Origin of the sequence: Bradyrhizobium sp. IAR9, assembly GCF_013408065.1 — a bacterium.
GTDB lineage: Bacteria > Pseudomonadota > Alphaproteobacteria > Rhizobiales > Xanthobacteraceae > Bradyrhizobium.
Window position 1 is genome coordinate 188,409 of the sequence record NZ_JACBZW010000004.1, and the last position, 14,935, is coordinate 203,343.

7 protein-coding genes are annotated in these 14,935 nt (G+C 57.7%); 5 read left to right on the forward strand and 2 right to left on the reverse strand.

What is annotated here, in order from left to right; genetic code table 11:
- Positions 1–739 precede the first annotated feature (739 nt).
- The 5 genes from GGD67_RS13140 (at position 740) to GGD67_RS13160 (ending at position 8,327) form a co-directional block, all read left to right on the forward strand.
- Complete coding sequence (locus GGD67_RS13140) at positions 740–2,221, forward strand: pentapeptide repeat-containing protein (protein ID WP_179733285.1); 1,482 nt, start codon at positions 740–742, stop codon at positions 2,219–2,221.
- 202 nt (positions 2,222–2,423) lie between these two features.
- Positions 2,424–3,305 carry a pantoate--beta-alanine ligase gene (locus GGD67_RS13145; RefSeq protein WP_179733287.1) on the forward strand — a complete coding sequence of 294 codons (882 nt, stop codon included), beginning with the start codon at positions 2,424–2,426 and terminating at the stop codon, positions 3,303–3,305.
- Between the two features lie 325 nt (positions 3,306–3,630).
- On the forward strand, positions 3,631–4,872 hold the full coding sequence (locus GGD67_RS13150; protein WP_179733289.1) for a cytochrome P450: 1,242 nt from the start codon (positions 3,631–3,633) through the stop codon (positions 4,870–4,872).
- A 293-nt stretch (positions 4,873–5,165) separates the two neighbouring features.
- Positions 5,166–5,522, forward strand: a complete 357-nt coding sequence (locus tag GGD67_RS13155) for a hypothetical protein (RefSeq protein WP_210286453.1) — start codon at positions 5,166–5,168, stop codon at positions 5,520–5,522.
- A gap of 564 nt (positions 5,523–6,086) precedes the next feature.
- Positions 6,087–8,327 carry a hypothetical protein gene (locus GGD67_RS13160; protein ID WP_179733293.1) on the forward strand — a complete coding sequence of 747 codons (2,241 nt, stop codon included), beginning with the start codon at positions 6,087–6,089 and terminating at the stop codon, positions 8,325–8,327.
- Positions 8,328–9,758: 1,431 nt separating this feature from the next.
- On the opposite strand, the gene GGD67_RS13165 is transcribed toward GGD67_RS13160, so the two are convergent.
- Together GGD67_RS13165 and GGD67_RS13170 are read right to left on the reverse strand one after the other, a co-directional pair.
- A complete protein-coding gene (locus GGD67_RS13165; RefSeq protein ID WP_179733295.1) occupies positions 9,759–11,105 on the reverse strand; it encodes an MFS transporter in 1,347 nt (448 codons plus the stop codon).
- Positions 11,106–14,310: 3,205 nt separating this feature from the next.
- Entirely contained in the window at positions 14,311–14,472 is a 162-nt protein-coding gene (locus GGD67_RS13170) for a hypothetical protein (protein WP_179733297.1), read from the reverse strand.
- Between the last annotated feature and the right edge of the window lie 463 nt (positions 14,473–14,935).

Consider the following 14,935-nt stretch of genomic DNA (forward strand, 5'->3'; position numbering starts at 1 on the left):
AGCCGAGCTCGAACACTCGCCAACCGTGAGGTCGGCGTTCCGCAAATGTCGAGTTGCAAGTCATCGATTGAGTGCCCGCAAGGAGACTGGCGGCTTGCTCTCCTGCTAATGAGCTCGGAATTTTCGCTTTCGCGATAGCCTTGCGATCATGGTGCAGTCCGCGACAACGAGACCGTGTTTGTCAGGTTCAACACATTCGGAGTCAATATCGATTTCATGACGCCTATTCAGCCCCTTGCTTGCGACTGATGCGCGGCTGGCACGGTCGTTGCTATCGGATAATGAGGTAACGCCGCGTAAGGGCTGAGTGCGGCCCTAGACGAACGATCACTTTTCCGCCCGGAAGCCGTGGGTCCATTGAGAAAGAAGCAAGACCTTGAATTTTTCGCATTCTGTTTGATGGAGGGCGATTTGGATGTGCCTATAAGAGCTGACGAGCCAAACCGCGACTTCTGGACATATCGGCACTGTCAAACGACCGTTGCGTTGTCAGCGTTGCCTGGCCCGGTGAACAATTTCAGCGAGCGAGCGGCAGTTGGGGGGCGCATGACTAGAATTCGGCTGACGTGCTCAAGCGTCCCGGCTGCGGAGGTCACCGACACAATAGGCGCCTCATCGACGCATCGCGTCGCCATTTCGCCGACGAGTTCGCCACAGATCGCATAGCGTACCTCCAAGGCAGAGCAAAAAGAGGTCAATACCAGGCCCCCCGTAATCCGGGCAATACGGAATCGTCGTCATGTCGCAAACGATCGGCACAGATAGCGAGTGCACCGCGAATGAAGGGGCAGAGCACTGGTCGGATCCGAAACACAAGCTTTCATCAGATGGCGACTTTGTTCGGTACTGGAGCCGAACTGCCGATCGGTTGCGCGCAGTGGCCGCCGTCGGGAGGCGAACCGAAGAGGCGATCAGAAGGACCGGGACTGGCTTGCAGCTATCCTCCGAAAACTTTAACGGTCACGACCTGTCAGATTTCCCGTTGCGACGCTGTACCCTCAATCGTGCGCAGCTCTACGGAGCAAAGTTGGATCGGGCAGACCTTTCTGGGGCGAATCTTATCTGTCCGGGGCTAGAAAGGGCAAGTTTCCTCGGGGCCAAGCTCGATTTTGCGTATATGCATGCCATTGCAGCGCAGGTCTGTAACTTCGATGATGCCAGTCTGCGCAATGTAATTGATGCAACAGGCAGCCTGTTTCACGGTTGCAGCATGAAAAGAACACGCTTTGACAACGCCATGCTCAGCGGGCTTCTCGCTTACCAATGCGACGCGAGTGATGCTGTATTTGATGGCGCGGAATTACAGGGTTCGACCATCAACGAATGCTTCCTGCCTTCCGCTTCCTTCCGCTTTGCCAAGCTGAGCCAAGTCACGATCACGAAGGCGTATCTGGCGGATTGCTCGTTCTTCCAGTCAAAGGGGGACTGTTTATCGATCGTGCGTCCCACCTCGGTCGATGGTCTTGTCCTGGAAGGCGCTCATCTTCCGTATCTGAGACTCTCAAAGGTGAGCGGCCGCATTGCGGCGAGAGCCCTGAACGCTCCATTCGCTGATCTTCACCTGTCAAATCTTTCAAGTGCGGAGCTTGAGCAGGCAGACTTGAGCCAGGCGCGGCTTCTGTCCGTAAGCTTGTCCAACGCGAACCTGGTCGGGGCTGTGTTGAACGGTGCCTCTATTCACTCCTGTCAGTTCGATGGAGCGGACCTGTCTCGGGTATCAGGCGAAAGCATTTCGATAACAGAGAGTACAATGCGAGCCGCCAAATTGACGGGCTTTCGTGGCCGCTGCGCCTTTGTGCGCGACTGCGATCTTGAACATGCAGACTTGTCCCAGGCTTACCTCTACCGGTCGATGATTACCGGTGATCCTCCTCAATCGATGGCATTGGATCACGCAAATCTCGAAGGGTCCAATCTCGTTCAGGCATATCTCGCCGCGGGAATGTCCCACAGCAATCTGGAGGCAGCGCGCGTCGCATACGTTCGCATGAACCAATCGTCGTTGCGTGACGCGAACCTGAGTGGGATATCGCCGTTCCAGGCCAGCTTCGTAAAGGTCGACTTTTCGGGCGCGAAGATAACCACATTCGAGCCACCGTTTTTTGCAGACCGATGTCGGGGACTGCAGGCCGCTTTGAAGGCGGATCAGCCGCCCGAGCCATCAAGCTATCTGGCTGAATTCTCATCGGTGATCAGACGTGGTCGAGAAGGGTCAACCTGACTGCTTTGGAAACCGCAAAATGGAAGGGACTACAGTGTCCGTGAGCTTAGAACGTGTTGGTGCGGTGGCCGAGCTGTGAGCGAGCGCTATAGCTCTTTGGCGCTCGTTGGCATTCGCGACCGATACGAGACGCAGGGCAGACCTTCTGCGATCCGACCGATCAGATCACTCTTTTGGCGTTCAAAGTGACTGGAGTAGGAAAATGCATCTGGCATGTCTTTCCGCAGGTAAAGCGTTCATCCGGGAGGTGGCGAGAACAGGGCAGACTATCGGCACGGTACATACTCTCGGCGCCCTGCATCTCGGGCATGCAGAACTGATCAGAAGGGCGGCATCGGAGAATGACGTCGCGATCGTCACAGTCTACCCGAACAAGATCCAGCTTAGACCAGGTGGGAGCTACGATTTCAATTTGGACGAGGATATTGGACTTGCATTGCGTTCGGGAGCAACTGCCGTGATTTCCTCCAACGACACCGAAATGTTTCCGCCTGGCTATCGAACCTTTGTATCGCAAGGCGACTGTCATTTGCGTTTAGGGGGGCCTGAGGCGTATTTGAAGGAAGCCGTTACCGGGGCAGTCCGCTGGATCTGCTATGCAAGGCCAACTCGCAGCTACTTCGGCCTGAAAGATATCGGTCAGGCGATCCTGGTGAAGCGCGCCGTCGCAGACCTCCTTCTGGATTGCGAGATAAGGTTTGTGCCGACCGTGAGATACAAGAACGGAGTGCCCATTTCGTCGCGTTTGAGGCGATTTAGCCGTTCCCAGCTTGATGAGCTGTCTTGTCTTTTCACGGCACTCAACCATTCGAGGAAAGCGATCGCCCAAGGGGTATCTAGGGTGAAGGATCTGGTCGCGTCGGCCACATCTCAGATCAAGTTCCGACACTTTAAACTCGATTTTGTTCGAATCGTCGGCGCTGACAACTTCGAAGACCTAGAGCAAGTCAAGCTCCCTTTCATAATTGTAGGAGCGGCAACGGCTCATGGTCTCAGGATCTTCGATAATATCTACGTTCCAGATCAGGATACTCTCATGAAGGGTCCTTCGGATATCTGGGTCGATCTGCCTGAACAGACCTAGCCAGACGATTATTCATCCATGACCTTGGAAAGCTATCCGCTCCGGCCGTATCTCAAGGCGAGGGTCAACTTATGAAGGCGTACTCGGCTTGATGCCTCCAGCGCATAGCCATCTCTAACCAGCGCTGAGAGCTCTCGCTGATCCATTGAGTAGATCGAGTTGGAAAGTCAATGCGATCCTTACTGCCCGACATGGTAGGGCGAGGCTAGCTGCACTGTGAGGTAGCCTGGTCGAGCGGCCCGTCGCAGCCAAGCGCTGCGGCAGCTCGAAGCGATGAATCGCGCCACACCGTAAACTCTCGAGAGCAGAATCTGCAGAGATGATCATGACAAGGCGATCGGAAGATTATAGGGCTGAGGATTCGTGTGTTATCCCGCTGAGCAAGCTGGATGTAAGCGAGGGCAAGCGCTTTCAAGACGACAGCATGTGGGCTTGCTTTGAGCGGTTGCGAAAGGAAGATCCCGTTCACTACTGTCAAGACAGCGCTCATGGTCCATATTGGTCCGTAACGAAATACCGGGATATCGTAGCCGTAGACACAAACCACAAAGCGTTCTCGTCAGAAGAAGGTGTCACTATTGCCGACGTGCCTGGCGAGCACTGGACCCCGAGTTTCATCAAGATGGGGCCTCCCAAGCACGCCGAGCAGCGCAATACCGTCAGCCCGATCGTCGGACCGGAAAGCTTGACGAAGCTCGAAAGCTTGATCCGGTCTCGGGTCAGGGCGATTCTCGCGGGCCTGCCGCGCAATGAGGCCTTCAACTGGGTGGATATGGTCTCCATAGAGTTGACGACGCAAATGCTCGCCACGCTGTTCGACTTTCCATTTGAGGATCGGCGACTGCTGACCTATTGGTCAGACGTCGCGGTTACAGCTCCGAAAGCAGACCATGCAATCGACAGCTGGGACAAGCGAAGCAAATTCTTGTCTGAGTGCCTGGACTATTTCACCCGGCTTTGGAACGAGCGCATCAAAGCCGAGCCGCGCCTCGACTTGATTTCCCTGATGGCGCATTCGCCTGCCACCCGCCAGATGGAGCCGAGTGAATTTCTCGGAAATCTGATTCTGCTGATCGTTGGGGGCAATGACACCACGCGCAACTCGATTACCGGCGGCCTCCTGTTCATGAGTCAGTACCCCTCCGAGCTGCGAAAGCTAATTGACAATCCCAAGCTGATCTCAAGCGCCGTGTCCGAGATTATTCGCTACCAGACGCCAATCGCACATATGCGCCGTACCGCCGCGATCGACAGCATCGTAGGCGGAAAACAGATCAGGAAAGGCGACAAGGTCATCATGTGGTACATCTCCGGTAACAGGGACGAAGAGATCATTGAGAACGCCAACAATTTCGTGATCGATCGCAAGAATGTGAGGCAGCATCTCTCGTTTGGATTCGGCATCCATCGCTGTCTTGGTCGACATCTTGCGGAACTGCAGTTGAGAGTCCTCTGGGAAGAGATTTTGTCTGCGGAATTGTGGTTCGAGGTTGTCGGCGAACCCGAGCGGATTGCGTCTAACTTCGTGCACGGCTATTCCGCTCTCCCCGTGCGGATTGCAGCCTAGGTCCAAATTGCTCTGCTCACGCAGACAGCAGGCGGCAGAGCAAGCTTGTCCTGAACCATCTTTGGTTTCTGCAAGCAGCGCAGCTGAGGTGATCGACGGGAAACTATGCTACATGTCGGAAGCAATTACCGGCCCGGCAGACGCTTGGAAGGACCTGCGAGAAGCGATAAGTGAGGCGCGCGTCTCGACTCGCAAGCGCTTGGCATGCCGAAAATTGAGCCTCAACGGCTATTCCGATGCAGGTCTCTCCGGGCCACCTCGAATAGCCGAAACCATAGAGGCCAGTGACCTTGATGTTGAAAATTGTAGCTGTGGCAGCGATTTTCCTTTGGGAAGCTCTTTCGATATTTGCCGAGTTGGTTGCGTCAAGGCAATTCAGAAAGGCCGGTGGCGATCTGGCGATGCTTTGGCCGATGTTTCTCCTGGTATGCTTGGGTGGCATCCTCCTCGTTTTCGGATGCGCGCTGGGCTACATGCATCTGAAGAATATCTGGATCATTGTCGCGATATCGGTGAGAGCTATCCTGGTCGTGGAGCCGATACTCACGGTTCTGCTCTTTAGAAAAGTGACGACCGCCGGTTCGCTGATCGGGCTGGTTCTCGGTGCGTTTGGTGTGCTCGCTGCACATATTTCCATGAAGGTGATTTGACCGAGCCTAAATGGGCCCCGGGCTTTTGCGAAATGCAGTATGAGGATCTGCGGAGGGTCGATTCTGCCGGTTCGGATGAGGACAAATATTGATGCTGATTGACCTTCAATCTCTTTTTCGGTGTGCGGCCGTTAGCTTGTTAAGCTCTTCTGTCAAACTCCCCTTACAGTTAGTAGGAGGACGCCCGCGGCGAGGGTAGGTCTATTAATGGCCATTTCTGCTTGGCCAAAATTCGCCGTTTAAGGGCGAGTGTTCTCCAACTACCCATTCGTTTGGGACGAGTTGACCCAGTTGGCGTGGACGGAGCCACCGGCAAACGACCAGGACTCGCACCGGATCGCGTCGCGGCCAAGGCGCCTCAGCCGCGGTCACATCTCTGATTACACCGCAATCGAGGCGTTACCCGCATCGATCTCTTCAGAAACATTGGAGCTCCCTTGGAAATGGAACTTCAGGTGACATCGGCATTCTTGTGCATCCGTGAACGCTTTTGGTCAGCTAGTCGTCAGTCAGGCGGTCTATCCAGACGGGCTGCACATTCGCGACTTTTATCGGAGACGAAGCATGACAGGCATTGGCCGAGCCGGCGCATCGGAAGTTGGGGCTGCGGGAGCCGGCAACACCGCAGACGTGAGCGGTTCGAACGTGGAGCCCAGCCTCTTCCCGGGAAGACGCAGTCAATCTTTCGATGCCGTCGTAGAGCGGATGCGCTCTGGGCCTCTAGACAGAGCCGCGGCGCTTGACAACCCAACTTCGGATGTGGCGGCGCCAACCCGGGACGAGTTTAAGGCAGCAAGGCGAAAAATGACCGGCCTGCTTGAGGAGCTTGAGACTAGCCGTCGAGCGGCGGGGCACGCCCAGGACTTGCAAGAGGCGCAAGAGCTGATCGATCAAGTCGTCAAAGCAGGCTCAACTGTTCTGGAGTATTACGCAGATCTGCCTGCCAATTTGGCGCGTCGCATTCTGCCCGACGATCGGGCTCGACGGCTCCGCGATGACACGCTGGACGCGGCCGATGAATGTAACGCAGTGGCCACCCGGATTGTCTACGAGCTGGAGAAGAAAAGAAAGAAAGCAACAGGCTGGCTGGAGAGGATCAAAGGCACCGGTACGCCCGCCCAGGTGTCCGGCGCGTTTGCAAGCGTGGCGAACTACTATGAAGCCTGCATGGATTGGTGGGGAAAGAAGGTGTTGCGCTCGGAGCGGATGCAGTCTGTCTGTGCGGCTACTGCCAACTTGCCAAGCAGCACGCCCGAGATGCGCAAGGCCGAAGAGGCCGCATTAAGACTGCATACCGGCTGGGCTCTCAATACGAAGTGCATGTATCTGCAATCGCGGATCGCTCTCGCTGAGCTCTTGATTGACTCGCGAGTGAGCACGCTCGACCCAGACGTGCACGACGCCCTCATGGACGAGAGCGGGCGGGTGCGTCTGCTTGGGACCTTCATCGGGGATGTTTTTCCTGCATTCGTCTCGACCGCCGAGGCCGTTCTGAACAGCAACGGGGCACCGCTCGACGCCGAGCATCGCGCCGTTCTGGAAGGTGTCATGGAGCGGCTTTCGGAATTCGCTTCAGGGGTGAGTTCCATGGTGGCCACGCTGAGGGCGGCCGGAACGGGAGCTGACCTTCCGTTGCAGTTGCTGGATGGGATCGTGGAAGGTGCGTGGCTTACGGCGAACGAAGTCATGCGGTTGCTGGCAGTGCAGCCAAAGTTAGCAGCCACGATTGAACCGCCGGCTTGGGCTGCGCTGCCGGAAAATACCGCCATGGTGGGCGAAAGCAGTGCAGCGCGCAGAAAGGGCAAAGGAAGGCGCGCGGCGGCCGCAGGCGAGGGGAGTTCGACGGCCCGCCCGCCCGAGCCGCAAGTCGCCAGGCCCAATGCGGCCACGGCCCCGACCGGCAAGGTTATCGTGCTCTCGGACCTCGGTACCAAAAAACTCGCGACCGCGGAGGAGGCACGCGCGAGGGCGTCAACCTCTGCTACCGAGCACCTCCAGATGTGGCAGGCTCCGCCCTCCAGGAAAGCACTGGCGGGATTACTGGAGCGACTTGACGAGCTGCTGCAATTTGATCTGCCGGCTCAGCAAAGTGCCGTCTCGCAAGCGCGCCAGATGAAGCCCGAGGATGCCGACCACGTCTTGGATCTCGTCATTGGGCGCTTGCAGACGCAGGCCGCCGAGATTGAGGCCTGTGTAGCCGCGCTGGAGGAGCCTCGCCGACGTGGCCTGCTCACGCCTGCGCAAGTGCCCGAAGTGCACGAAAAAATACTCCGGCTCAAGGCGATGTGGTCTGAGGTGCAGGGACAGGCAAACTCATTGAAAACGCGGAAGGCAGCAATCACGAGCGATTGCATGAAGTCGTACCCGTTTCCATCGCAAAAGTATCTCGAACAGTTGCGCGCGGCGGGGGAGCTGGACTCAGTGGGTCCGCCGCAAGCGTTGAAGGGAGAGCCAGGTAAGCTATTCGAGATCAAGCTGCAGCCCAAGGCGTTGCGCACGGGCGCGATGCCAAGGCCGATGTGGGTGCACATCCATACCGAGCAGCCGGTTCATGCCTGGCAATTGGCGACGCTGGGCGATCGCGAATTCGCCGCCTGCCACGTGAAGTCCGACGAGCAGCGCGGATACAATCAGCATTGGCAGAACGCTCGAGCCGCCAAGGGTCACGAGAATGTCGTGATCCACCGCGGCAAGCTCACTCCTGGGTTCTGTAGGTCCTTGTTGAGCACCGCCGCTGGCCGGCCGTGGCAGCCGCTTCCCGATCCGGAGCACGTTTCAGCGCAGATGGCTCGACTGGGGATCTAGTGAGCTGGCTGCCTTGCGGCGGTGAGCCGTTCGGTGGCAGCGTTCATGCCTCCAGACCGGCGCGGCGGATTGCCTGAGCAGCGTCGAGCCCATCTTACAAAAGGCATGTTGCGAACATCGGCACCCATGCGAGAAGTTAGGCCGCTGAGTATTGCAGATGGAAAACATGTACCTGATGCCGGCGGCGATCCGCCGGATGTAACAGTGCTTTCGCCTGTTTGGCCGCGGCAAACTGGCGCGCAAACCGTCGGCGGAGCTGCAACGGATCGCGGATGGTTCGGTGGCACGGGAGCCGAGCATCATGGCCGCTTTGACGAATCAAGCCGGGCGGTGCACAACAACGCCGCCTGTTTGCTACTTTTGCATAAGGCTACGACGGTCCCAGCATCAAGCCTCCTTGGCCCCCAAAGATGCTGGGGCTCGTCGTTCTTCCTGGAGCGTCTCTGCAGCCCAGGCGAACACGACAATGGGTAAGCGATCTTCGCAGTCTTCGTACTCGCTGATGAACATCGCGCGCCCAAGTGTGACGCAGGCGCGTTCGGGAAGCGCATGTGCGGGACCATGCAAACCGACTGTCGCCTTGCTCGACGATACAAGCCGGATTCCAGAAAACGCTGTACTCGAGTGCTCCCAGACATGCATCGACCACTCCGCGGCTCGTCCAGCGTTCGATCAAGCTGATTGCAGGTTCCGGGCGAGCTAACATTGAGCCGTACGGTGATGTCCGGACTTATCCGTTCCCTAGATAGATCTGATCAAGAAAATCAATTTTACCGCTTACAGCGTCGTCAGATAGACCCGAGGACGGTTGGGGCCAACCTAGGGAAGCGATTTCTCGGATGAAAAAGTCTGTGTTAGTGACGGCGAGCGCCCTCGCGCTTGCAACTGCGGCGGTGCCTCCTTTTGCTGCAAAAGTTGCCGCGCAACCGGTTGCCGGCAGGGTGGAGGTAGCCGATACATCATATCCTCAGTGCGCCGACGACCCGTTGGATGGTATCTGCGACCTGTTCTTCTGTTTGACCGATCCCTCGTGCGTGCGACACTGAGGACCGAAAACAAGTCAAGCAGAGAACGAGGATTGAGCCTCGTGCGGCCGCTTGCTCCGACAGCGGCCGCGTCCTCATGGCGTACGGTTAAACTGGCAGAGATGGTGCAAGCGGCGCCATCTCAATTCTCTTAAGATGATCAAAGCGATTGCTCACTTTTAGCCAGTCTGTGACTACCGCCGCGCGCAGCCCGCCGCATCGGCGTAGGTTGGGTAAACGGGAAAAGTCGTTTTAGATCGCGACGTTGTGTTCCGATGCGAGCCACAGCTCGATCCAAAACTAATTGAATTTCTATTGCTTTTCTCTGCCACGCCCATAGCGCCCCTTCGGTTCGATGGTTCGCATTGATTTCGGACGTCATGGATGTCCATTGTTCCCGCTATACCTAGGGTAGCCGTCGTGGCGTTACGAACGTTCGTTTATGGTTAGGCGTAAAATTGAGGGGCGCCGTCTCCGGCATCATGAGCATGGCAAAGAGCCCGGCCGTGCTAGCGAAAAGCATGTACCAGGCGGGCACGAGTGCGCTCCCGGTAAGGTGGATCAGCCAGGTGACGATCGGTTGAGCTGTGCCTCCGAAAATCGCTATCGCAAAAGCGTAAATCGTCGCGAAGGCGCCACCACGAATGTTCCTGGGCAAACCTTCGGCCATGCTCACGTAGAAGGCGCTATACGGAATCGTTCCGATCAGGGTGAGGGCGCCGAGACCTCCTAGAAGTGCGAAGGCACTGCGGCTCTCTGCAATCCACAAGAATACCGGATAGGTCATCAGCAATGCAGTGACCTGCGGCCATATCATAATGCGACGACGACCTACGCGGTCGGCGAGTAGGCCGCCCAGCAGTGCTGCAGCAATTCCGACCACATTGCTGATGAGCGTGGTACCAAAGGCGAGCGGCGCGGAAACGTGGAGGGTGTTCATCGCGTAGGTGGTCATATATCCCGTCACATAAGTAGTGATCGTGCAGCTGGCCAAGATGACAAATCCCAAGCTCATGATGCGGCGATCTGCACGCGATTGGCCTGCAGGCTGAGTGACCAGAACGTGCGCCTCGGACCGGTGCAACGTTTCGGGTAAGCCGCTCCGCAACCAAAGTCCAAACGGCAACGTAGCGGCGCCGAGCAACAGCGCGATCCGCCATCCATACGCATTCAGCGCTTCGCTTGTCATGGTGAGCGAGAGTATTTCTCCAACCAGCGCTCCGGCCGTCGCAGCTATCTGTTGGCTCGCGGGCTGAAAGGAGACAGTAAGACCGCGCGCGTCAGCGGGGGCCGCTTCCACCAAGTAGGCGGTCGTCGGACCCACTTCACCTCCGAGAGCAAAGCCTTGCAGCAAGCGTGCGAAGACGACCAGTGACGGAGCGGCAAGTCCTATTATCTCATACGATGGCGTGATAGCCAACAATAGGACCGCGGCACTCATCATGGTAAAGCTGGCAGTCATCGCGGGCCGTCGGCCGGCCCGATCCGAATACGAGCCGAGTACGATGGCCCCGATCGGTCTGGTCACAAAACCTGCGCCGAAGGTTGCGAGTGACAGCATGAGGCTAGCGAACGAGTCGGTTGCCGGGAAGAACGCTTGGCCGATCTGTATCGCGAAAAAGCTGTAGGTCCCGAAGTCGTAGAATTCGAGAATATTGCCGATGGTTGCGCCCAACACGGCGCGGCTCGTCAAGCGTTCGTCTGCGGGATCGAGGACCGGCTCCAGCCTCTCTCGAGTAGATTGCCCCGACATCCTCGGCCCAATCTGAAGCGCGATCCCTGACCCAAACATTTTGGCCAGCTAGGTCGCACTGTTGCATTCCACTTGCCCGAACTCGTCCCTCACGGCCATTGCGCCAGTCAACAGTAGGCTGAAGCGTGTCACGACGAGGCTCACCGTAACGTCTGCAATAAAGATGCCTGTCTCTGAGTCACCGTTTAGCCCTTGATCTGATCGCTGCCTTAGCCGGTAAAGACAAATATGAGAACCTGCTGAGTTCGTCGGATGGCTGCAGAATTTTGCGCTGCTGTGGCGAGTGTGTGACAAAATTGACGGGCGCCGCACACGACTGACGACGACTCGAGCCATTCCGCCTCGGCCAGGTCACGTCCCGCCCCCTAAGGAGCCAATGGGCTAGGCTCTTTATCGCCAAGGCGCTTGCCGCCGCTCAGCGCTCTGCGGCGGTTTCTCGCGCGCGTGCAAGATCACCATGTATAGGTGCTCCGCCTACGGCCGCGGCCGGGTCGCCAGGGAGCGGGCGGCCCGTCTGCTCAGGGGCCTCCCGCATGTGGCGACAATCAAGACCCAGACCGTTCGTCATCCGTGCGTTCGGCGCCCCTCGCCATGCATCTCGGCTATCTCCGGCGCGACGGCGTCCCCGGGACGGGGACAAGGCGAGGCGTATTCGGCCCCGAGGCCGACGATGCCGATCTCAAGTTGTTCGGTGAACGCTGCCAAAGTTTCGGGGGCGTACATCTTGGTCAACCACTTGGGGAGCCGTTAACGCAAATCAGTGACGCCACATGTAGGAGCTACCGTTCGATGCCCGGACGGGCGAGCACGAATGCGGGTTACGTTTCTTCTCGCCAACTGACCGTTGGAAGAGAATTCGCTCGTGTCCTGAATAAAGGAAAATCGTCGTAATTTATGCGCGCGGTGTCGAAGTCGCCGCTGAAATGTCCGCTTTCTCTAAGCGCGCCCTGACACGAGCGCCATCTGCATGTGACGCTGAGCGTCAATAGCAGCCGGGACAAAGTTGGCCGTTCGTTTCTACTTGACCGGCGTAGCTCCGGCTGTCAGTCCGCGGTTGCATCATGGCGCGCAGGATCGGAGGCACTGGGGAGGTCGCGGACTGCCCGTTACACGCAGTGACAGCCGTAGTCCCGGGATTACCGGCACCGTCGCACCTCGTACGCGGGATAATCGGCTCGGCTGCTTTGCGTCTGAGCGATTGCGTTCTTCATCTAATTAGGTGAACAGTTTGCTCCGCGGTTGCCGGACTCACGTAGGTCGCGCTCTCGTCTGTTCTCGTGCTGGCGCGGCTGCGGCTTGCGGCCCGAGCATAGGCTCGAAGTGTAAGCCAGAACGACTGGTCGCGAGCAGAGATCGAAATGCACACGCTCGATGCAAGGCTGGATCTGGCCACGATCCGCATCGCCTGGACCTCCTAACCAGCTTTACTGCCAGGTGAATGCGATGCACGACGCAGACCTGCACGCCGACTGGGAGGTCAGGCGGAAAGATATTTGGCTCGGAGATGATCGCATCAGACGTGGCAGATGCGGCCGCGGGTTTGTCTCCCTTCTTCGACCTTTGTCAGCTTCTCGAAAGCCAGCCTCTTTAACACTCAAACTTGGCCTCTCGATGACGAAGCCGCCCATGTCTGAATTCGTCACTCCCTGGGGAGATCTTCAAGAGGCCTTTGTTCTCAAAATAGAAAGGAGAGCTTTATGGATCCGAACCCGATCGACAATGCCCGTTCACCAGAATCACCAACGGCGCACGTCTGGACACAAGAGGATCATGATTTGTCAGTCAGATCATGAATGAAGCGGGACCATCATCATCTGCCGCACCTGAGGAAGCGGTAGATGTCTCATTCGCCGCTCCCCAGAGATTCTCACACGGTTCGCAAATCGCGCCTGACTTCATGGTCGAGAGGCTGTTCCACCAGGGTCTCTTGCCTGACTCGGACCAGCCGACGATGACCTATGAAATTCGAGGTCACCGCTACACGGCCGGTTTGGATGGGTCCAATCGCGTTCTTCTTGTTCATAACCCTGCGGAGGACCAAGTGGTTGGCGTCGGCCGGGCAGGGGTACCGGACTTCGGAGCATTCTTCACGGAGCACCGGCGCTTCGGAACGCCGCTACCACAGCAATGGGCCACACCTGCCCTGATGGACAAGCTGCGCGAAGAAGGTTTCATGCCGACCGCAAATAGCCCCAGAACAATCCAGCTTAACGGACGGGCCTACAAAGCCGAATTAGCCGAAGGAGGGTTGTCAAGCTTACGCGGGTATGAGACGCAACCCGACGGTGAAGCGATCGCGCGGGACTGGAGCCCTGCGGTCACTTCGGGTCTCCTTACCTGGATAGACGACTCCAGTGGATTGCTCGCGCCGCCAGTGGGTACGCATCATCGGACCCGCTGGCGGCCCACGAGATGCACGGTCATCCTGGCCATTTCGTCTGGGTGGTGCCGGACCCGGCATCCGGGCTGCAATATCACCCCGTATTGCCTCATCTGAGGATGTTACTTTCGCTTGACCGATGTAGCTCCGGCTCTCGGCTAGTCGGAGGTTGCACCATAGCACGCAGGATCGGAGGACTGGAGTACGTCGCGGAATGCCCATTGCATGCGGCCAGCGTCGCACCTTTAGCCGTGCGCGGGATGACCGTCTCGGCTGCTTTGCGTCTGATCGATCGCAACAAGCGCTGCACGATGGTGTGCTGCGGCGGGCCGACTGTCCGAGGTGTTGTTTAGCGAGGCGGAGACTTGCCAGCGCGCTCAGACGGGGTTTGGCCGCCAAACCAGCAGTGGGATTGCGCGAGCGTATTTATCGGATGGGAGTCCTGTCAATTGGCCCTACCAGATCTGGGCGTTTTGCAAGCAGCACCTCCACCGTAGGGTCACGGTAGATCGCACGCACATAGGCGTGTGCAGCCAGCTTCGAAACGCGGAAAAGAGCGCATGACGAACATCAAGCTTAGCTACCAGTCCATTGCGGATGCACGCGCACAGCGAACCATCGCCTATCAAAACACGAGAGGGAGAACGCTAGCCCCGAGTCGTCGAGGTTTCCAGATGATACGAGGAATGAAGCCGATGCCGCGGATGGTCGTAGCAATAAGGCGCGCGCTCGCCATGTACGATCTCGACCGGTGCTGCGCAATCTGGTGGCTCTATCGTCTCCATTTCGGATTCACCCGCGACGTGATGTTGGGGCTCGCCGCGGTCACGGTTGCTCAGGAGAGATCCCGCTGCGGAATTTAGGAATCGTGGCGTCGAGCGCCTTCCATACGGTCGGCTCGGACGTTGACCGACTAACGGTGACATCGCCGCCACCTGCTATCAATCGAAAGACCGTCAGCTCAAAGCAGTTGTGAGCGACGATCATGAAGGCGTCCTTTGTCATTCGAAACAACAGCACCGCTGATGTTAAGGACGTCGTCGTAACGTGTAAACATTCCGGCAACAGCGGAACGTATATCGATAGCAACACGCACATCATCTACGAAGTCGTGCCTCACAGCTCCTATCACGCGGTGATCGATCTAAACATGGGCTTCATTCACAGTGCAGCTACTCAGTCGGCATGCACGGTGCAAAACTATTCTTCGACCTAGGAGCGGGCTGGTGGTCGCGCGCGATTATATAGATCTTCCGCCGTGCCGCCCGCACAGTCTGCTCATCTCCGGCGTCCTGCGTCCGCCGCTGCTTGTCGAGCAATCTCGCCAACTCACGCGCAGGTTGGGCGTTGGCCAGCTTCTTACTTACTCGAAGCTGGGCTCGACGCCCGTCGCGGGGGCTAGGAGTATATTCGCATTGGTAAGCGGACCGTAGCCACTACGTTTTGGGCG

What these genes read in the sequence shown, in the direction of transcription:
- GGD67_RS13170 (WP_179733297.1), bottom strand. Translation starts at nt 14,472, where the DNA reads ATGATCGTCGCTCACAACTGCTTTGAGCTGACGGTCTTTCGATTGATA.
- GGD67_RS13155 (WP_210286453.1), top strand. Translation starts at nt 5,166, where the DNA reads ATGTTGAAAATTGTAGCTGTGGCAGCGATTTTCCTTTGGGAAGCTCTT.
- GGD67_RS13165 (WP_179733295.1), bottom strand. Translation starts at nt 11,105, where the DNA reads ATGTCGGGGCAATCTACTCGAGAGAGGCTGGAGCCGGTCCTCGATCCC.
- GGD67_RS13140 (WP_179733285.1), top strand. Translation starts at nt 740, where the DNA reads ATGTCGCAAACGATCGGCACAGATAGCGAGTGCACCGCGAATGAAGGG.
- GGD67_RS13145 (WP_179733287.1), top strand. Translation starts at nt 2,424, where the DNA reads ATGCATCTGGCATGTCTTTCCGCAGGTAAAGCGTTCATCCGGGAGGTG.
- GGD67_RS13150 (WP_179733289.1), top strand. Translation starts at nt 3,631, where the DNA reads ATGACAAGGCGATCGGAAGATTATAGGGCTGAGGATTCGTGTGTTATC.
- GGD67_RS13160 (WP_179733293.1), top strand. Translation starts at nt 6,087, where the DNA reads ATGACAGGCATTGGCCGAGCCGGCGCATCGGAAGTTGGGGCTGCGGGA.